Consider the following 21,908-nt stretch of genomic DNA (forward strand, 5'->3'; position numbering starts at 1 on the left):
GATCGCAACCCTCGTGAAGTGACGGCTTCCCCGGTTAACCGGGGAAACCGTCACGCGGACCGAGCGGACTCAGCGCTTGACGCGCACCAGCTTCGTGCTGGTGGACGGCAGGTGCTGTCCACCTCGGGGCGCCAGCCTGACGGTGACGACGGCCCAGCCGGAGGCCCGGCGGTGCAGCTTGCCGAGCTTGACCTTCACCGGACGACCGGCCTTGACCTTGACCGTCCGGGTGAGCTTCCTTCCACCCACCCGCACCGTCACGCGCACCGTTCCGGACTCGCTCGGGCGGACCCGGACGACCGGTCGCTGGCCCGCACGGACCTTCGTCGCGCCGATCTTGACCGAGGTCGCGGCCTTGCCCGGCTTGCTCGTGTCGGTCACGACGACCGCCGTGGGCACCGAGTGGACCGTCCGCGTTCCGGACGTCACGGCCACGCGGTACTGGAACCGGCCGGTGTTGGCGGTCACGTCCTCCAGGACGAGCGTCGACTCGTCCTGGTTGACGATGTCGCTCCATGCGTCCTGGCCGGTGCGCGTGCGCTGCCACTGGTAGGACAGATCGCCCTCGCCCTTCGCCTCGACGGACAGGGTCACGGTCCCGCCGACCTTCGTCCGCACGGAGGTCGGCGACTGGTCGACGATCTCGGGGGCGGGCGTGAGGTCCTCGAACTCGGGGATCGGCGCGCCGGCCTCCGTGACGACCTTGCGTCCGTCCTCGTGCTTCGTCACCACGAACTCGTCCCACACGCCGCCGACCGGCACGTCCGTGGTCGACGTCGCCGTGTGCTCCGCGATGTACGACTTGTAGTGCAGCTGGTCGCCGCTGACCTTCACGACGGCGAAGCTGCTGAAGTCCTCGCCCTTGCGGACCTGGGTCGCCCCGTTGTTGGTCCAGACGTTCTTCTCGTCGGTCTCGAGGTCGTAGTGCTTCGCGCCCGAGTTCTGGACGATGTAGACCGGTCCGTCGGTCACGCCGTCGATCTCGGTCCTGTTCTCGTTGTTGAAACCGCGGGCGTAGACGTGGTCGTGGCCCATCTGGACGAGGTCGATGTCGTGCTTCTGGAACACCGGGACCCACGGTCCGCGCAGGTGCGGCTCGTCACGACCGGCCGAGGCCGAGTAGACGGGCTGGTGGAACGTGACGACGTTCCACTTCGACGGGGACTCGCCCAGGATGTGATCGAGCCACGCCGCCTGGTACTCGATCCACAGCGCCGACGCACGGTTCGACGGGCACTCCTCACCCGAGCAGGACGGCAGCCCCTCGGGCTTCAGGAACGTCGAGTCGGTCGTGGCGTTGATCGTGATGAACCGGACGTCCTGGTAGTCGCTGAAGTAGACGGTCTCGTGGGCGAAGTCCGACCAGTGGTCGAAGTAGGCCTGGTACTGGCGCGCGACGTCGGTGTCGCCGACGGTGCGCTGGGCCAGGTCACCGATGGTCGACGCGTTGGGATGGTTGTCCGGGTACTCGAAGTGGGCCTTCCACGACTGCAGCAGCTTGTCGCCCGAGTACTCGTGGTTGCCCGGCGCGGCGAAGATGTTGGTCGTCGCGGCGGCCTCCTCCATGCCCAGGAACCAGTTGCTCCACTCGGTGTCCTTGCTGGAGGTGTTGATCAGGTCGCCGGCATGCACCGAGCCGATCGAGTCAGGCGCCTTCTCCTGGGCCAGCTTCACGACGTTCGGCCAGGTGGAGTCCAGGCCGATCTGGGCGTCGCCGTAGTAGACGTACTCGAACTCCTCGGCGTCCGGATCTGCGGTGGTGAAGCTCTTCCACTCGCTCCACGCGTCCGTGTTGCCGACCCGGTAGGTGTACTCCGTGGCCGACTGGAGCCCGCCCACCGTGGCCGAGAAGTGCGGGTTGGCCTGGTTCACGGCCGTGCCCTGGCCGGCGCCGGCGACGCTGCGGACGGGACCGTCCCCGATGCGCAGCTGGACGGTGCCGCGCGTGACGTCCGGCGCACCGGCCAGCCAGGTGAAGCTCTGGGACGTCGCGGGACGCTCGGTCGGCGTCAGGATGACCCGGCTCGGCGCCGCGACATCGGGTCCGGGAGGCGGAGGGGGCAGCTCGCCGCCGAGGTGGTCCAACGAGAACCAGATGTCCGAACTCGAGGCGCGGTCCTGGTGCAGGCGGACGGCGATCGTGTTCTTCCCGGCCCGGAACGCCGAGGCAGGGATGGTGAACTCCAGGTCGCCGCCGAAGCCGTCGTCGTAGGCGACGTTCGGTGTGGTCTCCTCGACGAGGTGACGGTGGACCTCCTGGCCGTTGACGAAGACGACGGCCGCGTCGTCGACGTAGCCGTCGAAGCGGATGTCCTCGCCCGTCGCTAGCTGCTCGGCGGTCACGTCGAAGGAGGTGCGGAAGAAGTAGGTCGGAATGTTGTCGCCGCCCCCGGGTCGCATCGGCAGGACCGTCCGGGCGTTCATGCCCGAGTCGTACGCGGCGGACTCGGCGCCGCCGTCCCACTTCGCGCCGAAGCCGCCCAGGCCGGTCGACCAGGCCGCGTCGTCGAAGTCCGGCTGCGTCCATGCGTTGCGGTCCCCCGTCGGTGACGGGTCGACGCCCGTCGCGAGGTAGCGCCAGGTGGTGTTCGCGTCGACGAGCGGCGCGAAGTAGGTCGGCTCCTCCGCGGCCCGGACGATGCCGGGCGCGGCGGCGGAGGCCGAGCCGACCGTCGCGACGGGACTCAGGCAGCCCACGGCGGCGACGGCGAGGGCGGTCGCGGCCAGTGACATGCGCCGGGAACGCGCCCGGCCCATGGTGTTCTTCATCTGGTGTGTCCTCTCGGTACGTGCGCATGGATGCGCACCTGCGAGCCATTCAGCCGGGGCCGGGTGAATGCCGTAGGTCCAGCGGGCCACCCCCAGGTGACGCATCACGGAAGACGCCGGGAACTGCCTGACACCGCGTCCGGTGGTGGTGCCACGCCGCTGTCGGTGGCCTCTGGCATCGTCGTCGGCATGGATGATCCGGACCAGAAGTCGACCTACGCCGCCGAGGACATGGTGACCGCGTGGCTCGACGCCGTCTCCCCCGACACGGGCGTGGTCCAGGTGACGCTGAGCCGCGGCGGACAGCGGCGACTCGTCGACTTCACCCCCGAGACCGAGCCCCGCTTCACGAGTCCCGCGGACGTGACGGGGTTCGTCGACCAGGTCCTCGAGCGCCTGCGCCAGCAGGCCCGCTCCTACGGCTCGAACTATCGCGGTCGCGAGAACAGGCCCGTCGAGGTCATGTCGTTCTCGGGATGGAAGAAGGCCACCTACCGCGACGGCGCGATCCTGCTGCCCGAGCGCGAGCGCGGCGGCGCCTGGGCCCTGCGCGGTTTCGTGGTCGTGCATGAGCTGGCCCACCACCTCAACACCGGCGTCGACGGTGCCATCATCGATACGCACGGCGCCGGCTTCCGCGCCACGATGGTCCAGCTGCTCGAGGACATCGGCTGGACCGCGATCGCGGCGATGCTTCGCGAGGCGCACCACCAGCTGGGGCTGGACGGCCGGCGACCCCACGACGACGGCATGCTCGCCAAGGTCGGCAAGATGCTCCGCCACGCCGAGGGCGCGGCCACCGAGGCCGAGCGCGACGCCTTCTTCACGAAGGCCCAGGAGCTGGCCACCACCCACTCGATCGAGCTCGCGGTCGCGCGCGCAGCGCACGAGACGGGTGAGGCGACGGCGACCCCCACGTTCGAGCCGGTCCGCCTGGGGCACCGGGGCCAGCAGTCGAACGTCCGCTACATCGAGCTGATGCTGGCGATCGCGCGCGCCAACGACCTGCGCTGCACCATCCGCGGGGACAACACGGGCGTCACCCTGTACGGGTTCCAGGGCGACATCGACGTGACGAAGACGCTGTACGTGTCGCTGGTCGTCCAGATGGTGGCGGACGCCGATGCGTACATCCGGTCCGGCGCACACCGGCCGGTGCACGGTCGCACGGCGCGGGCCGCCTTCTACTCCGGGTGGACCTCGCGGATCGAGCACCGCCTCCAGCTCGCCCAGCGGGCCGCGCAGGTCAGCGCCGGCGCCTTCGAGCCCGTGGACGACGAGCCGGCCGGCGAGTCCAGCGGAGTCAAGCTCCCAGCGCTCGTCGCCAAGGAGGTCGAGGTGCACGACTACTTCGCGTACATGAGGCGCCAGCACGGCGTCCGGGGCACGTGGCGGGGCAGCAACGCGGTGGCGGACGAGCGCTCTGTCGCCCACGGGCGCGCAGCGGCCGAGCGCGCTCGGCTGGGTCGCGCGAAGGAGCTCTCCGCCTAAGGCGAACGACAAGGGCCGGGCGGCCCGCTCACGCGAACCGCCCGGCCCTCATCCGGTCAGTACGTCACCACTTGTGGTTCGTGCCGTACTCGATGTTGTGATACATGCCGATGTGCGTGTAGAAGTTCATCGCACCGAACAGCAGGAAGACGATGCCGCCGATGACCCAGGCCCACACGACCCAGCGCAGCAGCTGAGGACGCCCGGTCAGGATCGCGAAGGCAAAGAGCAGCGCGCCCACGGCGACGATGCCCCACAGGCCGCCCAGGAACAGGGCCTCGAGGATGGGCAGGTGGCCGAAACGTCCGCTGATGGGCTCCTCCGGGGGCGCAGCGCCCAACTGGAAGCGAACGAACGTGATGGCCAGGACGGCCATGCCGAGACCCAGCGCACCGACGAAGATGCTGGCGGGCTTGGCGGCCTCGAGCGCGACCTCACGCAGTCCCTCGGTCTCGCGGGTGAAAAGCTCGCGGTTGCGCCAGAGGTAGATCGCGGCGAACAGCAACAGGGCGCCGAACGCAGCGGCCGGCTGGCCGAACGCGATGTTGGCGTACTCGAATCCCTCGCCGCCGAACGGCCACGTGACCGTCGTGTGCACGCCCAGGACGAACAGCAGCAGGCCCGAGACGCCGAAGAACGCCGCCCACCCCTCGCTGTCGATTCGCTTGCCGCGCAGGAGACTGCTCAAGAACAGGGCAACGCCGATCAGTCCGGCGCCGGAGGCCACTGCCACGATCTCGTTGTAGACGACCATTCAGGTCACCCGTCCTCTCGTCATCGACAAAATAGTTGAACGCTTAACTATCTTGACGATATCACCGCCGGAGGGTTTCCCCAAAAGCGGTCGGGCGGGCGCCTGCGGACGTCACGAAAGATGATGCGTCCGGGTGCTCCAGCGGGGCGAAACGCATCATCGTGCGTCGTCAGGAGGTGGTGAACCTCTCCTGCACCTGACGCCGCATGACCTTGCCGATCTGCGAGCGCGGCAGCTCGTCGACGACCTCGACCCGCCGCGGCAGCGCGTACCGCGCCAGGCGCTGCTCGCCGTGGGTGCGGACGGCCTCGACGGTGGGTGCTTCGGCGCCTGCCTCCAGCACGAACGCCGCCACCACCAGGTCGTCGCCGCCGTCCGTCCGCACGCCCACGACCGCGACGTCCGCGACGCCGGGCATGAGCCGCAGGTGCTCCTCGACCGTCGACGGATAGACCTTGAAGCCGCCGACGATGATCATCTCCTTGACCCGGTCGACCAGGGTGACCCAGCCGGTCTCGTCGACCTGGACCACGTCACCGGTGCGCAGCCAGCCGTCCTCGACCAGCTGGTGGTCCGTCTCGTCGGGGCGGTTGAGGTAGCCGGCGAAGACCTGCGGGCCGCGGACGAGCAGCTCGCCGCGCCGGCGACCGTCCTCGTCGGGCTCGACCTCGCTCGTGTGGTCGTCGATGTCGACGATCCTCATCTCGGTGTTCGGGAACGGCACCCCCAGCGTCCCCGGCCGCCGGGTCGGTGCGCACGGGTTGCCCAGGGCGATCGGGGCGCACTCGGTCATGCCGTAGCCCTCGATCAGGAGCCCGCCGGTCAGCCGCTCCCACCGCTCGACCGTCGACGGCGGGATCGGCATCGCGCCGGCGAAACCCAGGCGCATCTGGCGCAGTCCCTCGGTCGGGGGCTTGTCCGCGGTCTCGGCGGCCGTCGCGATCCGGTCGAACATCGGGGCAACGCCGCCCATGAAGGTGCCGGGCCGGCGACCGAACGCGGCCAGCACGGCGTGCGGGTCGAAGTTCGGGAACATCACGAGCGTCGCGCCGATGTACGCCGGCAGGTTGAGGCAGAAGGTCAGCCCGAAGGCGTGGAAGAACGGCAGCACGCCGTAGACCGTCTCCTCGCCCTCGCGGAAGTCGGCCCAGGCCTGGCCGTGGACCAGGTTGGCGACGAGGTTGCGGTGCGACAGCATCGCGGCCTTCGGCGTCCCGGTCGTGCCGCCGGTGTACTGCAGCAGCGCGAGGTCGTCCGCCCCCACCTGTGCCGCCGGGACCTCGCCGGTCGCGCCGCGGACCAACGTGTGCCAGTCGGCGACGTCGGACGGCACCGTGCCCAGCAGGGCGTCGCGCTTCTCGCGCGCGGGCTTCACGGGCAGGCGCAGCATGAGCCGCGAGAGCCCCGGCAGGTCGCGGCTGACGTCGACGCTGACGAGCGCCCGCAGCGAGTCCCGCACCCCGAGCACCCGCTCGACGGCCTTGTGCCACACGAGCGCGTGCGTGGCCGCACTGTCGGCGAGCAGGTGCTCGAGCTCGGCCTGCGTGTAGGTCGGGTTGAGGTCGATCACGACGGCGCCGAGGCGCAGCGCCGCGTGGTAGGCGACGAGGTGCGACGGGCAGTTCGGCAGCACCAGCGCGACCCGCGAGCCGGGTTTCACGCCGAGGCCGGCCAGGACGACCATCGCCCGGCGCACGGCGTCCTCGGTCTGCGCGTACGTGGCCGTGGCCCCCATGAAGTCCGTCGCCACCCGGTCCGGCCATCGCCGGGCCGACCGCTGCAGACCCGCGGTGACCGGCTCGTCGGGGATCTCGATCCGCGCCGGCACCCCCGCTCCGTAGTGGACGGTCCACGGACGCTCGTCGTGCTGGTGCATGGCTCCTGCTTCGGGGGTGGGGGGTCGGACGCCACGGGCTCCGACGGTCGATCCGAGTCTAAGCAGTGGCACCGACCCCCCGTCCTGAGCTCAGGACCCGGAGCGGAATGCCCTCGAGCCCACGGCCACGACCTGCCCCGTCCCCGGTGCACCGAGGAAGCTGGCGATCGACCAGGCGCTGGAGTAGAGCGTCCCGCCCGTCCACACCATCCCGGTCGGCATGGTCACCTGCGCGTAGGTCCGCCTGCCCCACGGGCTCACCTTGACGATCTGGCCGACGCTCGCCGGGTCGAACTCCGGGCCCGGCTCCCCCTGCGGAGCGCCCTCGAGCGCCTCGGAGACGTAGACGGTTCCGTCAGGAGCGACCGCCACGCCCGTCGGCGCGGTGAAGCCCTTGATGACCTTCTTGACCTTGCCGCGCTTCGCGTCCAGCACGTACACCCGACCCTCTCCGGGCGCCTCGCCGTTGAGCGTCGACACGTAGATCGTGTTCCTCGGCCCGTATGCCAGGCCCGTCGGCACCGAATCACACCCGGTCGAGGCCGCGTCGTTGTTCGGCCGGCCCGCGCACTCCCCCGTCGTGATCGTCGGCGGCACGAAGAACGTCGAGACCTTGCCCCAGGGGCTGACCCGCAGGACCGCGTTGGCGCCGCCGTCGGCCACCAGCACGCCGCCGTGCCAGCCACGCAGCGCGAGGAGGCTGAACGGGTTGGACAGCGCATCGAGCGGCTCGCCCGAGACGGGGTCGAACTGTGTCTGCCCGTCCGGGTTCCTCTTCAGCTCGTACGCCAGCAGGTCCGCGAGCTGCTTGACCTTGCCCTTCTGCGCCACCAGCACCGACGACGCCGGGTACGGGGGCGGCGGCGTCCCGGGGGGCCCGCCGGCCTCACTGGTCGCGATGTAGATGCGCCTGCCGACCTTCACGGCGCCGGCCGCCGCGTTGGGGCCGAGGCCGCGCACCAACGTGTGCGCCTTGCCCTTGCGGTGACGATCGACGGCGATGACGCGGCCGGCGTCGGCCTCGGTGACGATCAGGTGACGGCCCGACGCCGAGACCTGGTAGGGACCCTCGAGGCCCTTGGCCAGCACCGTGATCGGTGCGTGGTGATGTCGCGGCCGGTGCTTGCCGTGGGCCGTGGCCGACGGGGCGAAGGCGAGGGCGACGCTGGCCGCGACGCCGATGGCGGTGGTGGTTCTGAGGACGGTACGCATCCGGGCACTCCCTTGCAGAGACGATTTCCCGAGACGATGAACCCATCCACGGTATCCACGCACCGGCCTGCGAGAACCCCCTCGTCGGGAGGGTCCGAGACCGTCCCGACGACCCATGAGTCGCCACACCAGCCTCGCGAATCTCGCTGGTAACGCAGGAAAATGTAACCCCCGGTCACACCTGCGGGGCCGTCGATCTCCCTTAGGCTCGGCGCGAGAGGAGGAACCCCCTTGACGAGACTGTCCGCAGAGGACCGGCGCGAGCAGATCCTGGCCGCCGCACGCGACGAGTTCCTGAGTGTCGGCCCCGAAGGTGCCCGCATCAGCCGCATCGCCGAGCGCGCCGAGGTGAACCAGGCGCTGCTCTACCGGTTCTTCCCCTCGAAGGAGGCCATGTTCGAGGCCGCCGTCATCGAGCCGCTCGACCGGATGCTGACCGACCTGCTGGTCGAGCTCTCGCGCCAGGTCGAGGTGGACCAGGCGCCGGAGGTCATCCAGACGTTCTTCAGGAACCTGCTGGGCATCTTCACCGAGGCGTTCGAGCTCTTCAGCACCGTGCTGTTCAGCGACCGGACGAGCGGGCACGAGTTCTACCGCACCCGCATCGTGCCGTTCATCGACAACCTCGCCGACCAGGTGAGCAGCGCCGGCGACGGGTGGCGCCAGAACCAGGATCCCGCGATCACCGTGCCGATGAGCGTCGGGATGTGCTGGGGCGTCGTCATGGACGCGCACTTCCGCGAGCTCGACCTCGACCTGGACGCCGCCGCGGTGCAGCTGACGACGTTCGCGGTCGCCGGGATCTTCGGCTCCACGCGAGCCGACTGATCCGCGGGCCGCCCGACACGACGGGCGGCCCGACGGGATCAGACTCCCAGGTACGCCTTCTGCACCCGGGGATCGTTCTGCAGCTCCTTCGCGGTGCCCGAGAGTGCGACGCGGCCCTCGGCCAGGACGTAGCCCGACGTCGCGATCTCGAGGGCGGAGTTGGCGTTCTGCTCGGCCAGCAGGACGCCGATGCCCTCGTTGTTGATCTGGACGATCGTGTCGAAGACCTGTTGCGTGATCAACGGCGCCAGGCCCATCGACGGCTCGTCGAGGATCAGCATCGACGGATCGGACATCAGGGAGCGCCCGATCGCCACCATCTGCTGCTGTCCGCCCGACAGCGAGCCGGCGGGCTGGCGCCGCTTCTCGCGCAGGACGGGGAAGAGGTCGTACGAGCGCTCCAGCAGGGTCTTCACCCGCGCCTTGTCGCCACGGCGGACGTAGGCCCCCAGCATGAGGTTCTTCTCGACCGACATCTGCGGGAACAGGTGCCGTCCCTCGGGGCAGTGCGCCAGGCCCTTCTTGACGATGCTCGCGGGACTGCTGCGGGTCACGTCCTCGCCGTTGAACTCGACCTGGCCGCTGCTGGGTCGCAGCACGCCGCTCACCGCCTTGAAGAGCGTCGACTTGCCCGAGCCGTTGGCGCCCAGGATGACCGTCAGCTCGCCGTCGTTGGCGGTGATGTCGATGGAGTGGAGGACGTCCACGGCCTCGTAGGCCGCGCTCAGTCCGCTGATCCTGATCACGATCGCGCTCCTGCCTGGTCGCTGTTGGCGCCGAGATAGGCCTCGATCACGAGCGGGTCGCTCTTGATCTCGGCGGGGGTTCCGGAGGCGATCCGCTGACCGTGGTCGAGCACGACGATCTGGTCGGCCAGGTTCATCACCATCGACATCTTGTGCTCGACGAGGCACACCGTGATGCCGCGACCCACCATCTGGCGGATGAGGTCGCCGAAGGCCTCGGTCTCCTCGTCGTTCGTTCCGGCGGCCGGCTCGTCGAGCAGCATGAGGCGCGGCTGCGTCGCCAGGGCGAGCGCCATGGACACGCGCTTCTGCGCCTCCTGCGGCAGCTTCGAGGCCACCTGGTCGGCGAGGTGCGCCGCACCGACGAACTCGAGCTCCTCCATCGCCCTGGCCCGGCTGGCGCGCTCGTCGCGCCGGTACCGGGGCGTGTGCAGGACCGCATCGATCGCGTTCGACTTCGACCGGACCACACAGCCCGCCAGGACGTTCTCCAGCACCGTGGCGTCCTCGAACAGCTGGGTCGTCTGGAACGTGCGGGCGATGCCCTCGCGCACCGTGCGGTGCGGCTTCATGCCGGTGATGTCCTTGCCCTCGAACGTCACCGTGCCGGAGGTGGGCCGGTAGAAGCCCGCCAGCAGGTTGAACAGCGTGGACTTGCCCGCGCCGTTGGGACCGATGATCGCGGTGATCTGGCCCTCGGGGACGTCGACGTCCACGTTCTTGACGGCGTCGAGGCCGCCGAACCGCTTGCCGAGACCGCGTACCTGGAGCAGCATCACAGCACCTCCTCGTTCTTCGTGGTGGAGCCGGCCGGAAGGGCCGAACCGGACAGGGTCGTGTCTCGGCGCTTGAAGCGGGCGGGCACCGCACTGTTGAGGTACCCGATGATCCCGCGCGGGGCGAAGATGACCAGCAGCACGATGATCGGGCCCAGGACGATGAACCGGTACGTCTCGAGGTCCTGCAGCATCTCGAACAGGAACGCGACCAGCAGACTGCCCAGGATCGGGCCCATCACCGTGCCGAGCCCGCCGATGAGCAGGAACAGCAGCAGCTCGAACGTGCGGTCGATGCCCGCCGAGTCCGGCCCGATGAAGCCGTTCAGTGAGGCGAACAGGCCTCCCGCGATACCCGCGATCGTCGCCGAGGCGGTGAACGCGAGCTGCTTGCTGACGGCCACGTTCACGCCGATCGACTTGGCGAGGTCCTCCGAGGTGCGGATGGCCACGAGCGATCGCCCGGCGTTCGAGTTCAACAGGGCGTGCGTGGTGTACGCCGCTGCGGCCAGGAACAGCAGGATGAAGTAGTACATCGTCGCCGGCTCGGTGAAGTCGATCGGTCCGATGTTCTCGGGGAACTTCACGCCGCTGACACCTGAGTGCGCGTGCGTGACGGACTCCCAGCGAGTGATGACGATGAAGATGATGAACCCGAGGGCCATCGTGAAGATCGCGAAGTACGCGCCCTGCGTGCGCAGCGCGATCAGGCCCGAGACGTAGCCCAGCACCGTCGTGGCGACGATCGCCACGGCGAACGCGGTCCAGAACGCCCAGTCGTAGTCGGTCGTCAGGAGCCCGACCGTGTAGGCGCCGACGCCGAAGAAGGCACCGTGCGCGAGGGACAGCTGGCCGGTGAGACCCAGGATGATGTTCAGGCCGTAGGCGGCGATGGCGTAGATGGCGGCCGTGGACACGACGCGCAGCAGGTACTGCTGCTCGGAGAAGACGATGGGTGCCAGCAGCAGGGCCACCACGATCAGGGCGACGCCCAGGAGGCGAGGATTGAGTGCGTTCTTCATCGCTGGGCCACCGTTCCGAAGATTCCCGTGGGTTTGATCGCCAGGACGGCGATGAGGATGACGAAGATCGCCGCCTCGCCCGCCGCGACCGAGATGTAGGTCGAGGCCATGACCTCGGCGATCGCGATCGAGAAGCCGCCGATGATGGCTCCGGGCAGCGATCCGAGCCCGCCGAGGATGATGATCGCGAACACGGTCAGGCCGAGGGCGTCACCCATGCCGGGCGACAGGAGGTTGATCGGGGCCACCAGTCCGGCCGCGATGGCGACCAGGGCCAGCGACACCGCGAAGGTGACCATCGAGACCATGCTCGGGTTGATGCCGACCAGCGCAGCGCCCGTGCGGTCCTGCTCGATGGCCTCGATGGCCTGCCCGTGCGGGGACCGCTTGAGGAACCACGTCAGCAGCAACAGCACGACGACGGCGGTGACGATGATGATGATGCGCTGCCACGAGACCTGCGCGCCGAGGACGTCGAGCTGACCCTCGACCGGCGACTCCATCCGCAGGAAGCCGGTACCCCAGACCTCCTGGACGAGCGCGATGAGGAAGAACATCACGCCCACCGTCGCGATCATGTGATGGGTGTGTGGTTTGTTCCGTAGTGGGTGGAACACGAGTCGCTCGAGGACGACTCCGAGGAAGGCCAGCACCACGGCGGCGGCCAGGATCGCCACGACGTACGGCATGCCGGCGTCGGTGAGGAAGAAGTAGGTGAGGTAGGCGCCGAGCATGTAGAGGGCGCCGTGCGCGAGGTTGGGGAAGCCGAGCACGCCGAACACGAGCGTCAGGCCGATGGCGGCCAGGCAGTAGATGCCGCCCAGTGCCAGGCCGTTGGCCAACTGCTGAACGAAGAGGGTCATCAGAGCACCTTCAGATGGGAATCGGTGTTACCGGGACGTGGAGGGGCCCCGCCGCCGACGGTGGACGGTGGCGGGGCCCCGACCATTCACTCCTTGGGCTGCTCGATGTCGAACGGCTCGTACTCGCCCTGGTTGTTGCGGTACGCGGCCTGCAGGCCGTCCGCCTGCAGGTGGCCCTTGTCGGTGATCGAGTTCGGCACGAAGAAGACGCCCTCGACCGACTTGACCGCCTCGGGCATGGCCTCGCGGATGGCCTTGGGGTCATCGACCGACTTGGCGATCTTCATCGCCTCGAGGAAGATCGGCAGCGACTGGTAGTTCAGCGCGATGTCGGCGTTGACCGGCTTCTCGGAGGAGAACTTCTCCTTGTAGTCGGCGATGAACTGATCGGTTCCCTCGAACAGCGGCAGCGGCATGATGCCGACGGAGTTGTTGAGGTTCTTCGGGTCGGTGAACTCCTCGAGCTCCTCGAACTTCGCCTGGTCGATGATCAGGAAGGCGCCCTTGAAGCCCTGCTCGCGAGCCTCCTCGATCAGCAGCGCCGTCGGCTGCGACGGACCGCCGACGAGGATCACGTCGGGCTTGCCGGCCAGCGTCTTGGCGACCGGGCCCGCGAAGTCCGAGACCGTGCCGTAGTCGATGTTGTTCTTGGCCAGCACCTCGCCACCGGAGGCTTCCCACTTCTCGATCGTCGTCTTGGTCCACTCCTGACCGAACTCGCTGGCCGTGGCCATGAGGCCGAGCTTGGCGTCCGGCTTGGTCTTGACCTTGTCGATGAAGGGCTGGACGTAGCTGTCGAAGCTCGGCGGGATCATGACCGTGAGCTCGTTGCCCGCGTCGAGGATCGCCGGGTCCGAGGAGTAGGCGCCGATGAGGAACTCGGTACGACCGGAGTTCAGCTCCTGGGCGGCCTTGATGCCACCGGCGTGCGGGACGAAGACAACCGCGGCGCCCTCCTTCTCCACGAGGCGCTGCACGTTGGTGCCGGTGGTGCCGGGCTGGTACTGGTCGTCGAGGGACTCGAGCTTGACGGTGTACTTCTTGCCGTCGATCTCGACGCCTTCCTCGTTGGCCTCGTCGATGGCCATCTTCAGGCCGTTCTGGACGTTCACGCCGTACTCGGCGGCGCCGCCACTGAGGCCGGCGGAGTAGCCGATGACAAGAGTCTCCTCGCCCGAGTCGCCCGAGCCTCCACACGCGGCCACGGCGGCGAGCATGCCGACACTGGCCACGGCGGCCACGTTCCTGAACATGCGCTTTGACAACCGTTGAGTCATCGTCTCTCCCTAGATGTGATCTGCTTCATATTGAACCTGAGCTCAGGTTAAGTGACCCGAGGGGCACAGTCAAACTTCTGGTGACCCAGAACACAGAAAATTGATGGTGCGGGTCGCGATGATCTGCTATTCGCCACCAACCCGAGCGAAACCCGCTCCTGCTAGCGTCGCCGCATGGTGGACGATGCGAGCGCCGACGGCGCGCCGTGGCTCGACGACGACCAGGCCGAGGCCTGGCTGGCGCTCGTCTCGATCCTCGAGGTGCTGCCGGCGGCCCTGGACTCCCAGCTCACGCACGACGCCGACCTGACGTTCTTCGAGTTCCTCGTGCTGGTGCAGCTGGCCGAGGTTCCCGGGCACCGCCTGCGCCTGTCGGACCTGGCGACCGCGACGCACACGAGCCTGCCCCGGCTCTCGCGGGTCGTCGCGCGCCTGGAGGCCGACGGACTGGTCGTCCGCGAGGCGGACACGGCCGACGGGCGCTCGCGCCACGCCCGGCTCTCGGCGCGGGGCTGGCAGAAGCTGGAGGCGGCTGCCCCCGGTCACGTCGAGCTCGTCCAGCGCATCTTCGTGGCGCCGCTCAGCCGGGGACAGCTGGGACAGCTGCGCGGCATCGGCCGGCGGCTGATGGCCGAGCTCGACCCCGCTCACGAGGTGCTGCGCGAGACCCGGAACGCGACGAACGGGCGGCCGGGACTGTCCCGACCGCCCGCTCCATCGACCGATGACTAGGCGCGGTGCAGCTTCCAGAAGAGCAGGATGAAGGTCGAGATCCCGCACGACAGCGCGACGGCCATCCAGATGGCGCTCTCGGCACCCACGCGGACCTCCTGCACCGGGAGGCGGAAGACCTGGACGATGGCCACGACCCACGTGACCGCCACCACGGCGAGCATGGCCGTGAGCCACTTGCCGCCGTTGGAGGTGGGCTCGCCCTCGTGGCCCTCCCACTGATCGGTCCCCCGCTCGTTCGCGGTCTGGTCGGTGGTGCGGACGTCCATGTCCCGGCGTCCGTGCGATCCCTGCGTCTCCACCATGTCGAGCTCCCCTTCCGCGAAGTTGGTTGTATCTACAACCTTTCAGGTCCAGTCTACGTCGGCGTTCCAGGCGTCACAACCGCGGGCGACCCCTGCCAAGCGTCAGAGGACGGCCGGATCGAGGTCCAGCACGGTGCGGTCGAGTGAGGCCAGCAGATCCAGCTGCGGGTCCACCTTCGGCAGCTCGAAGGCGAAGAAGAACCGAGCAGCGGCCCGCTTTCCGTCGAAGAAGGCGTCCTGGCGATCGCCGACGGCCATCAGCTGCTCGAGCCAGATCCAGGCGACCACCACGTGTCCCGCGGCCTCGAGGTACACCGCGGAGTTCGCCAGCGCGACCGACGGGTCCCCGTCGGCCCACAGCGCACCCGTGACCTCCACGAGGCGCTGGACGCGGGCGTCCAGCTGCTCGGCGTACGCGGCGGCGTCGCCGCCGGCAGCGGCCGCACGCTCGACGGTCTCGCGGATCGCCGACACGAGCGTCGCCAGCCCGGCACCGCCGCCGGCCACGACCTTGCGGCCGAGCAGGTCGAGGCTCTGGATGCCGTGCGTCCCCTCGTGGATCGGGTTCAGCCGGTTGTCGCGGTAGAACTGCTCGACGGCGTAGTCGCGCGTGTAGCCCGAGCCGCCGTGCACCTGGATCGCCAGGTCGTTCGCGGCCAGGCACCACTGCGAGGGCCACGACTTCGCGATCGGCGTGAGCACCTCGATCAGGTCGTGGGCTCGCCGGCGTGCGTCCTCGTCCGGAGCGCTCACCTGCTCGTCGACGAGTCGCGCGCAGTACAGCAACAGGCCGAGACCGCCCTCGACATAGGACTTCTGCGCCAGCAGCATCCGGCGGACGTCGGGGTGCGAGGTCAGCGGGACCATCGGCGCGAGCGGGTCCTTGTCCGCGACCGGGCGACCCTGCGTCCGCTCCCTCGCGTACTCGAGCGCGTGCAGGTAGCCGGTGTACCCGAGCGCGACGGCACCCATGCCGACCGAGATCCGGGCCTCGTTCATCATGTGGAACATCTGGGCCAGCCCGCGGCCCTCCTCCCCCACGATGTGGCCGACGGCCCCGGCCCGTCCACCCGGCGTGGCGAGTCCCTCGCCGAAGTTCAGCAGCGTGTTGGTCGTGCCGCGCCAGCCCATCTTGTGGTTGAGGCCGACGAGGGCGACGTCGTTGCGCTCACCGACCGATCCGTCCTCCTGCACGAGGAACTTCGGGACGATGAACAGCGAGATCCCCTTGACGCCGGCGGGCGCCCCCTCGACCTTGGCCAGGACCAGGTGGACGATGTTCTCGGTCAGCTCGTGGTCCCCGCCGGAGATCCACATCTTCGTGCCGAAGAGGCGGTACGTGCCGTCGTCCTGGCGCACCGCGCGCGTCGTGATGTCGCCCAGCGACGATCCGGCCTGCGGCTCCGAGAGCGCCATCGTGCCGAACCAGCGACCCTCGATGACGGGGCGGGCGAACCGCTCGACCTGCTCGGGCGAGCCGTGGGTCACCAGCAGGCTCGCGTTGCCCGTCGACAGGAACGGATAGGACGCGGCCGCCGCACTGGCGGCCTGGAAGAAGGCGAAGCCGGCCTGCCCGACCGAGAACGGCAGCTGCATGCCGCCGTGCTCGTGGTCGAAGGTCGCCAGCGGCATCCCCGAATCGGCGTACACGCGCAGCGCATCGCTCAGCTCGGCCGGGAGCACGACCTTGCCGTCCTCGCCCACGACCGGCTCGTGCGTGTCGAGAAGCCGGTTGATCGGCGCGAAGCGCTCGGTGGCGATCGTCTCGCACAGGTCGAGCACGGCGTCGAACGTCTCGCGCGAGTGCTCGCCGTAGCGGTCGCGGTCGGTCAGGTCGGCGGCGCCGAGCCAGTCGAACAAGAGGAAGTCGACATCGCGACGGGACAGCACAGTGGACATGGAGGGCTCCTGACTAAGCGCTTGCTTAGTGGAGAGTAGCCCACGTCACGGGGATCACGCGAGCGAGCGGATCTCCTCGCGCAGGTGCGCCATCTGGGCGTCGAGGTCGGCGGCGGTGCTGGCGACCTCGCGAAGCGTGTCGTTGAGGTGCGCGGGCACCTGCTTGCCGTACTTGTAGTAGATCTGGTGCTCGACGCTGGCCCAGAAGTCCATCGCGATCGTGCGGATCTGGACCTCGACGGGCACGTGGACCGTGCGGTCGGACAAGAAGACCGGCAGCTCCACGATGAGGTGCAGGCTGCGGTAGCCGTTCGCCTTCGGCTCGGCGATGTAGTCCTTGACCTGCAGCACCTTCAGGTCCTGCTGCTGCGTCAGCATCCGGGCGAACCGGTAGGTGTCCTCCACGAACGCGCACGAGACACGGATCCCCGCGATGTCGTGGATCCGCTCGCGGATCACCCCGAGGTCGCGCGGGCAACCCGTGCGCTCGACCTTCGCGACCAGGCTCTCGACGGACTTCAGCCGCGACTTCACGTGCTCGATCGGGCTGTAGTCGTGGACCAGCTCGAACTCCTCGCGCAGGATCGAGATCTTGGTCTCGACCTCGTCCAGCGCGAACTTGTACTCCATCAGGAACGACGCCATCCGCAGCTGGACCTCGCGCAGCATCGCCCGCGGATCCGTCACCTCGTCGTCCGCCCCCGAGAGCTGGCGCAGGACGGTGAGGTCGAGCGAGTCGGACAGCTCGGGGCGCGTCATGGAGCCATTGTGTCGGGCCCGCGAAAACGGCGGAACCGCTCGTCTCAGCTGCGCCAGTCCTCGAAGCCGAGCACGATGAGCCTCATCTGGCGCCGCGCGCCCTCGCGGATGCGCTCCTCGAGGTCGGGCCTGCCCTCGGGCATCTCGACGACCTCCTCGGCGTTCGCGACCATGTTGCGCACGAACAGCCGCGACACCATCTGGACGTCGTCGGCGCTCCAGTTCTCGATGTTGGGCAGCCGCGCCAGGACGACCGCCAGCTCGGAGACGAACAGGTCCAGCTCGTGACGGATCGCGTCGCGCACGACCTCGGTGCCACCGACGCGCTCGCGGGCGACGAAGGCGAAGTCGGCCTTGTTCTGCTTGACGGCGTCGACCAGGATCTCGGCGGCGGCGTCGATGATCTGCAGGAACACCTCGGGATCACGGGACGCGTCCCGGATCATCGTGCGCAAGGTGCCGAAGCACCGCTCGACCAGGGCGAGTCCGAGCTCGTCCATCGACTCGAAGTGGCGGTAGAAGGCCGCCGGGACGACCCCCGCACGCTTGGCCACCTGGCGCAGGCTGGTCTGGGCGAAGCCCTGCTCGCGACTCAGCTCGAGCGCGGCGCCCATCAGTGCCCCACGCGTGCGCTCCTTCTGCAGCTGGCGAGCATTGACGGCATCGGACACGTGCCCACCCTAGGGGCAGGCGTCGGCGGTGAGCTCAGGCCAGGGCCTTGGCCTTGAGCCGATCGAACTCGTCCGGCGTGATGGCCCCACTGTCGAGCAGCGCCTTGGCCGAGGCGATCTGGTCGGCGGGCGAGGCCGCGACCTCACGGATGTAGGCGTCAGTCTGCGCCTTCGCCTCCTGCATCTGCGCGGCCGAGCGACGCGCCATCCCCCCGCCGCGGGAGACCAGGTAGATGAGGGACGTGAGCACCGGCAGCAGGATGAGGAAGAAGACCCACACGGCCTTCAGCCAGCCCGAGAGCTCGTGGTCGCGGAACAGGTCGACGATGACGTTGAACAAGACGATCAGGTAGGCCATGAAGAAGAAGATCGACACGGTCCACCAGAAGAACTCCCAGAAACTGTCCATGACAGAACAGTGCCCGCGGTCCGCCGCCACGGACTCACCCTGCGCGGATGATCGTGCACGTCGCCGCGGACGAGGCTGTCGCTCTCAGTGAACACGTGTTCCACGACACGGCCAGTCGCCTTGACCGAGCCACCCGGTCCCTGACATGCTTTGGTGAACAGGTGTTCACTGATTGACGCCGCTCATCCGACAGGAGCCCCATGGGACTGATCCGCAAGGCCCTGGCCTCGCCGGCCATCGCCAAGGTGACGTCACCGCACCACCTGGACGACTACCTGACCCTGGTCCACCCGATGATGACCGTCAGCGCCGTTCGCGGCCGCGTGGTCGACGTCATCCGCGAGACCGGCGACGCCAGCACCGTGGTGCTGCGGCCCAACGGCACGTGGTCAGGCTTCGTCCCGGGCCAGCACGTCGAGTTCGGCGTCGAGGTCGAGGGCACCCGTCGCGTCCGCGTCTTCAGTGTCTCCAGCTCCGCGGCGCGCAAGGACGGGCTGTTCAGCGTCTCGGTCAAGGCGCACCCCGACGGCTACGTCTCGCAGTTCCTGCACGCGGGACACCTCAAGCCCGGCACGGTCGTGTACCTGTCCCCCGCCTCCGGCGACTTCGTGCTGCCCGAGCGCGTGCCCGAGCACATCCTGCTGATCAGCGGCGGCTCGGGCATCACTCCCGTCATGAGCATGCTGCGCACCTTGGCCGATCGCGGCCACACCGGTCGCGTCACCTTCTTGCACTACGCGCGCACGCGCGAGGACGAGATGTTCTCGATCGAGCTCGACGCGATGGCCGAGCTGCCGTTCGTCGACATGGTCCGCGTCCACACGCGCTCCCCCGAGCCCGACGCCGAGCTGAACGGCCGCATCACGCTCGACCACCTGCGCCACCTGGCCGTCGACCCCGCCAGCACCCCGACCTGGGTGTGCGGCCCGGCCGGCCTGATCCAGACGGTCACCCAGCTCTACGCCGACCTCGGCGCCAGCGACCAGCTCACCGCCGAGTACTTCAAGGTCCCGTCGGTGAACCTCGACGCCGAGGACGCCTCGGGCAGCGTCTCCTTCGACGCCAGCGGCGTCGCGGCCGCCAACTCCGGAGCCACGATCCTCGAGCAGGCCGAGGCTGCCGGCCTGTCCCCCGTGTACGGATGCCGCATGGGCGTCTGCAACACCTGCGCGGTCAAGAAGCTCCACGGCGCGGTGCGCCATGTCATCAGCGGTGAGGTCAGTGCCGACACCGACGAAACGATCAAGGTCTGCGTCAACGTCCCGGTGGGCGATGTCGCGATGGATCTGTGAAGGAGAAGAACATGTCCCTCTTCCAGCGCACCAAGCACGCGCCGATCAAGCCGCTGAGCGCCTCGGCCCACAACCAGGCGCCCGTCCCCCTGGTCGACGCGTACGACCCGAACCGCAGGTCCACGGTCGGCCTCGACCTCATGACGTATGAGCAGCTCGAGGAGTTCGGGCAGGAGCTCGACGCCGTGCGCCAGCGCGTGCTCGACAACCTCGGCCAGGAGGACGCCGACTACATCCGTCGCGTCATCCGCGTGCAGAAGTGGTTCGAGGTACTGGGCCGCATCGGCATCTTCCTGCCGATCTTCCCGCCCGCCTTCATCGCCGGCGTCATCTTCCTCGGGCTCTCGAAGATCATCGAGAACATGGAGATCGGGCACAACGTCATGCACGGTCAGTACGACTGGATGAACGACCCGATGATCGACGGCAAGCGCTACGAGTGGGACAACGTGGCGCCCGCGCAGGACTGGAAGCACGGCCACAACTTCATCCACCACACGTACACGAACATCCACGGCATGGACCGCGACATCGGCTACGGCCTGCTGCGGATCGATGACGGCCAGCCGTGGTACCCGAACCACCGGTTCAACCTCCCGCTGGCGTTCGTGCTCATGCTCTTCTTCGAGTGGGGCGTGATGTACCACGGCATCGAGCTCGACGAGTACCTCGGCGGCAAGATGAGCAAGGAGGAGTTCGTCGCCCGCAAGAAGCGCGCCTACGTCAAGGTCCGGCGTCAGCTCTTCAAGGACTACGTCGTCTACCCGGTTCTCGCCTGCGCCGCGATCCCGTTCGTCGGCTGGTGGGCCCCCCTGGCGGTGCTCGGTGCCAACTTCACGGCCAACCTGATCCGCAACATCTGGACCTTCCTGGTGATCTTCTGCGGTCACTTCCCGGCCGACGTCGAGACGTTCGACGAGCAGGACGCGCAGAACGAGACCCGTGGTCAGTGGTACCTGCGCCAGCTGCTCGGCTCGGCGAACATCTCCGGCTCCAAGCCCTTCCACGTGATGACGGGCAACCTCAGCCACCAGATCGAGCACCACCTGTTCCCCGACATCCCGGCGCGGCGCTACCGCGAGGTCAAGGTCGACGTGCAGCGGCTCGTCGAGAAGTACGGCCTGCGCTACAACGAGGGCCGGCTGTCCAAGCAGCTCCTGAGCGTGGCGCGCCAGCTGGCGATCTACTCCAAGAAGCCGTCGGACCCGTACAAGGTGGGCAAGTCCCCCGAGTCGAAGGCGCTGCGCCGCGCCAAGCGCGAGGCGAAGCAGGCGGTCACCGCCGCCTGATGCCGACGGTCCACGGACCGAGATGCCCGACGGAGCGCATGGAAATCCCTGATTTCCGTGCGCTCCGTCGCATTTCCTGCATGTTTCCGAACCGGCTGAAAGTCCTGTTACCGAAGTGACCACTGACTTGTAAACGCTGGTTGCACATTCGCCAACGGCGCCCTAGCGTGTGTGTTGTCTGTCACAGCCAACACCCCGAGGGCTCCTCTCGCGTTCTCGAGGTTGCGGCGCAACTCCCATCGAAGGACACCTTGTGAAGAAGATGACAAAGACCGGAAGGGTCCTGGCGACAGGGGCTGCTGTCAGCCTCAGCGCCGCGGCCCTCACTGTGATTGGAGCCGGCAGCGCCAACGCTGCCGACCAAACGCTCGAAGCGGACTTCCTCTACAAATGTGAGGTTGTCGCCGGCGGCCTGAACCTGGGCATCCAGGACATCAACGTGAACGCGTCCACCGTCGTTCCCGACGCCGTCACCCCCGGCGAGGTGATCCCTGAGACCCAGGTGAACATCACCCTCACGATGCCGGAGCTGCTGCGCCAGTCCACCGCGCTGCTGCTCGGCGGCCGCGAGGCCGCAGGCGCGTCGACCGACTCGACCGTCACCCTCACCACGGGTGGCCAGACCACGGTCGTCCCGATCCCCGAGCTGGGCTCGCCGCGCACCCCGATCCCCCAGGTCGCCAACGAGCCGTGGCTGATCCCCGCCAGCGGCACCGTGCCGCCGATCACGACGCCGGACTACGCCGTCGACGAGGTCGTCGTGGGCATGCCGCCGTCGTTCAACATCGCCGCCACGATCTACAAGGCCGACAACAGCACCATCCCGTCGACCCTCTCCTGCGCCGGCCCCGCCACGCTCGCCCTCGGCACGATCGCCGTGAACGAGCCCACGACGGAGCCGACCACGGAGCCGACCACGGAGCCCACGACGGAGCCGA

At 68.6% G+C, this 21,908-nt stretch carries 20 protein-coding genes; 6 read left to right on the forward strand and 14 right to left on the reverse strand.

Annotated features, from left to right (window positions below):
- Positions 1-69: 69 nt before the first annotated feature.
- Positions 70-2,769 carry a fibronectin type III domain-containing protein gene (locus RT323_RS08805; RefSeq protein WP_313407182.1) on the reverse strand — a complete coding sequence of 900 codons (2,700 nt, stop codon included), beginning with the start codon at positions 2,767-2,769 and terminating at the stop codon, positions 70-72.
- A gap of 189 nt (positions 2,770-2,958) precedes the next feature.
- Here RT323_RS08805 and RT323_RS08810 point away from each other — a divergent pair, with 189 nt between their 5' ends.
- Positions 2,959-4,260 carry a DUF2786 domain-containing protein gene (locus RT323_RS08810; protein WP_313407185.1) on the forward strand — a complete coding sequence of 434 codons (1,302 nt, stop codon included), beginning with the start codon at positions 2,959-2,961 and terminating at the stop codon, positions 4,258-4,260.
- Between the two features lie 64 nt (positions 4,261-4,324).
- Here the strand turns inward: RT323_RS08810 and RT323_RS08815 are convergent, their stop codons facing one another.
- The 3 genes from RT323_RS08815 to RT323_RS08825 all read right to left on the reverse strand — a co-directional run bounded on the left by RT323_RS08815 (position 4,325) and on the right by RT323_RS08825 (position 8,102).
- A complete protein-coding gene (locus RT323_RS08815; protein WP_313407188.1) occupies positions 4,325-5,014 on the reverse strand; it encodes a DUF981 domain-containing protein in 690 nt (229 codons plus the stop codon).
- Between the two features lie 169 nt (positions 5,015-5,183).
- Positions 5,184-6,890 carry an AMP-binding protein gene (locus RT323_RS08820; protein ID WP_313407189.1) on the reverse strand — a complete coding sequence of 569 codons (1,707 nt, stop codon included), beginning with the start codon at positions 6,888-6,890 and terminating at the stop codon, positions 5,184-5,186.
- Positions 6,891-6,980: 90 nt separating this feature from the next.
- Positions 6,981-8,102 (reverse strand): ScyD/ScyE family protein, encoded by a 1,122-nt coding sequence (locus tag RT323_RS08825; RefSeq protein ID WP_313407191.1) that lies wholly within the window; start codon positions 8,100-8,102, stop codon positions 6,981-6,983.
- 231 nt (positions 8,103-8,333) lie between these two features.
- Here RT323_RS08825 and RT323_RS08830 point away from each other — a divergent pair, with 231 nt between their 5' ends.
- Positions 8,334-8,930: a helix-turn-helix domain-containing protein gene (locus RT323_RS08830; RefSeq protein ID WP_313407194.1), complete on the forward strand. Its 597-nt coding sequence runs from the start codon at positions 8,334-8,336 to the stop codon at positions 8,928-8,930.
- Between the two features lie 38 nt (positions 8,931-8,968).
- Here the strand turns inward: RT323_RS08830 and RT323_RS08835 are convergent, their stop codons facing one another.
- The 5 genes from RT323_RS08835 to RT323_RS08855 form a co-directional block, all read right to left on the reverse strand.
- Positions 8,969-9,676 (reverse strand): ABC transporter ATP-binding protein, encoded by a 708-nt coding sequence (locus RT323_RS08835; RefSeq protein WP_313407198.1) that lies wholly within the window; start codon positions 9,674-9,676, stop codon positions 8,969-8,971.
- Positions 9,673-10,452, reverse strand: a complete 780-nt coding sequence (locus RT323_RS08840) for an ABC transporter ATP-binding protein (RefSeq protein WP_313407201.1) — start codon at positions 10,450-10,452, stop codon at positions 9,673-9,675. Before RT323_RS08840 ends, RT323_RS08835 begins: the two co-directional genes overlap by 4 nt.
- A complete protein-coding gene (locus RT323_RS08845; RefSeq protein ID WP_313407203.1) occupies positions 10,452-11,474 on the reverse strand; it encodes a branched-chain amino acid ABC transporter permease in 1,023 nt (340 codons plus the stop codon). Before RT323_RS08845 ends, RT323_RS08840 begins: the two co-directional genes overlap by 1 nt.
- Positions 11,471-12,337 carry a branched-chain amino acid ABC transporter permease gene (locus RT323_RS08850; RefSeq protein WP_313407206.1) on the reverse strand — a complete coding sequence of 289 codons (867 nt, stop codon included), beginning with the start codon at positions 12,335-12,337 and terminating at the stop codon, positions 11,471-11,473. Before RT323_RS08850 ends, RT323_RS08845 begins: the two co-directional genes overlap by 4 nt.
- A gap of 86 nt (positions 12,338-12,423) precedes the next feature.
- Positions 12,424-13,569 (reverse strand): ABC transporter substrate-binding protein, encoded by a 1,146-nt coding sequence (locus RT323_RS08855; RefSeq protein WP_313407209.1) that lies wholly within the window; start codon positions 13,567-13,569, stop codon positions 12,424-12,426.
- Between the two features lie 219 nt (positions 13,570-13,788).
- Between RT323_RS08855 and RT323_RS08860 the strand changes: the two genes are divergently transcribed.
- Positions 13,789-14,346 carry a MarR family transcriptional regulator gene (locus RT323_RS08860; protein ID WP_313407211.1) on the forward strand — a complete coding sequence of 186 codons (558 nt, stop codon included), beginning with the start codon at positions 13,789-13,791 and terminating at the stop codon, positions 14,344-14,346.
- Here RT323_RS08860 and RT323_RS08865 read toward each other — a convergent pair.
- The 5 genes from RT323_RS08865 to RT323_RS08885 form a co-directional block, all read right to left on the reverse strand.
- The gene (locus RT323_RS08865) at positions 14,343-14,651 is read right to left on the reverse strand and encodes a hypothetical protein (protein WP_313407214.1); all 309 of its coding nucleotides are present in this window, start codon (positions 14,649-14,651) and stop codon (positions 14,343-14,345) included. The genes RT323_RS08860 and RT323_RS08865 overlap by 4 nt on opposite strands.
- Positions 14,652-14,753: 102 nt before the next feature.
- Positions 14,754-16,550, reverse strand: coding sequence for an acyl-CoA dehydrogenase (locus tag RT323_RS08870; RefSeq protein WP_313407217.1), 1,797 nt, complete (start codon positions 16,548-16,550; stop codon positions 14,754-14,756).
- A 54-nt stretch (positions 16,551-16,604) separates the two neighbouring features.
- Positions 16,605-17,309 carry a GTP pyrophosphokinase family protein gene (locus tag RT323_RS08875; RefSeq protein WP_313407219.1) on the reverse strand — a complete coding sequence of 235 codons (705 nt, stop codon included), beginning with the start codon at positions 17,307-17,309 and terminating at the stop codon, positions 16,605-16,607.
- Between the two features lie 44 nt (positions 17,310-17,353).
- Positions 17,354-17,980, reverse strand: coding sequence for a TetR family transcriptional regulator (locus tag RT323_RS08880; RefSeq protein ID WP_313407221.1), 627 nt, complete (start codon positions 17,978-17,980; stop codon positions 17,354-17,356).
- 34 nt (positions 17,981-18,014) lie between these two features.
- Complete coding sequence (locus RT323_RS08885; RefSeq protein ID WP_313407224.1) at positions 18,015-18,389, reverse strand: SHOCT domain-containing protein; 375 nt, start codon at positions 18,387-18,389, stop codon at positions 18,015-18,017.
- Positions 18,390-18,589: 200 nt separating this feature from the next.
- On the opposite strand from RT323_RS08885, the gene RT323_RS08890 reads away from it, so the two are divergent.
- From RT323_RS08890 to RT323_RS08900, 3 genes are all read left to right on the forward strand, one after another.
- Positions 18,590-19,681 (forward strand): ferredoxin reductase, encoded by a 1,092-nt coding sequence (locus RT323_RS08890; protein ID WP_313407226.1) that lies wholly within the window; start codon positions 18,590-18,592, stop codon positions 19,679-19,681.
- Positions 19,682-19,692: 11 nt separating this feature from the next.
- On the forward strand, positions 19,693-20,970 hold the full coding sequence (locus RT323_RS08895) for an acyl-CoA desaturase (protein WP_313407227.1): 1,278 nt from the start codon (positions 19,693-19,695) through the stop codon (positions 20,968-20,970).
- A 262-nt stretch (positions 20,971-21,232) separates the two neighbouring features.
- Positions 21,233-21,908, forward strand: a 676-nt coding sequence (locus tag RT323_RS08900) for a DUF6801 domain-containing protein (RefSeq protein ID WP_313407275.1), incomplete at its 3' end; no start/stop codon positions are given.

Origin of the sequence: Aeromicrobium sp., from assembly GCF_032084975.1 — a bacterium.
Lineage (GTDB): Bacteria > Actinomycetota > Actinomycetes > Propionibacteriales > Nocardioidaceae > Aeromicrobium.

Coding starts and splice junctions, on each gene's coding strand:
- RT323_RS08805 (WP_313407182.1), bottom strand. CDS start 2,769: ATGAAGAACACCATGGGCCGGGCGCGTTCCCGGCGCATGTCACTGGCC.
- RT323_RS08810 (WP_313407185.1), top strand. CDS start 2,959: ATGGATGATCCGGACCAGAAGTCGACCTACGCCGCCGAGGACATGGTG.
- RT323_RS08815 (WP_313407188.1), bottom strand. CDS start 5,014: ATGGTCGTCTACAACGAGATCGTGGCAGTGGCCTCCGGCGCCGGACTG.
- RT323_RS08820 (WP_313407189.1), bottom strand. CDS start 6,890: ATGCACCAGCACGACGAGCGTCCGTGGACCGTCCACTACGGAGCGGGG.
- RT323_RS08825 (WP_313407191.1), bottom strand. CDS start 8,102: ATGCGTACCGTCCTCAGAACCACCACCGCCATCGGCGTCGCGGCCAGC.
- RT323_RS08840 (WP_313407201.1), bottom strand. CDS start 10,452: ATGCTGCTCCAGGTACGCGGTCTCGGCAAGCGGTTCGGCGGCCTCGAC.
- RT323_RS08845 (WP_313407203.1), bottom strand. CDS start 11,474: ATGAAGAACGCACTCAATCCTCGCCTCCTGGGCGTCGCCCTGATCGTG.
- RT323_RS08850 (WP_313407206.1), bottom strand. CDS start 12,337: ATGACCCTCTTCGTTCAGCAGTTGGCCAACGGCCTGGCACTGGGCGGC.
- RT323_RS08860 (WP_313407211.1), top strand. CDS start 13,789: ATGGTGGACGATGCGAGCGCCGACGGCGCGCCGTGGCTCGACGACGAC.
- RT323_RS08865 (WP_313407214.1), bottom strand. CDS start 14,651: ATGGTGGAGACGCAGGGATCGCACGGACGCCGGGACATGGACGTCCGC.
- RT323_RS08870 (WP_313407217.1), bottom strand. CDS start 16,550: ATGTCCACTGTGCTGTCCCGTCGCGATGTCGACTTCCTCTTGTTCGAC.
- RT323_RS08875 (WP_313407219.1), bottom strand. CDS start 17,309: ATGACGCGCCCCGAGCTGTCCGACTCGCTCGACCTCACCGTCCTGCGC.
- RT323_RS08885 (WP_313407224.1), bottom strand. CDS start 18,389: ATGGACAGTTTCTGGGAGTTCTTCTGGTGGACCGTGTCGATCTTCTTC.
- RT323_RS08890 (WP_313407226.1), top strand. CDS start 18,590: ATGGGACTGATCCGCAAGGCCCTGGCCTCGCCGGCCATCGCCAAGGTG.
- RT323_RS08895 (WP_313407227.1), top strand. CDS start 19,693: ATGTCCCTCTTCCAGCGCACCAAGCACGCGCCGATCAAGCCGCTGAGC.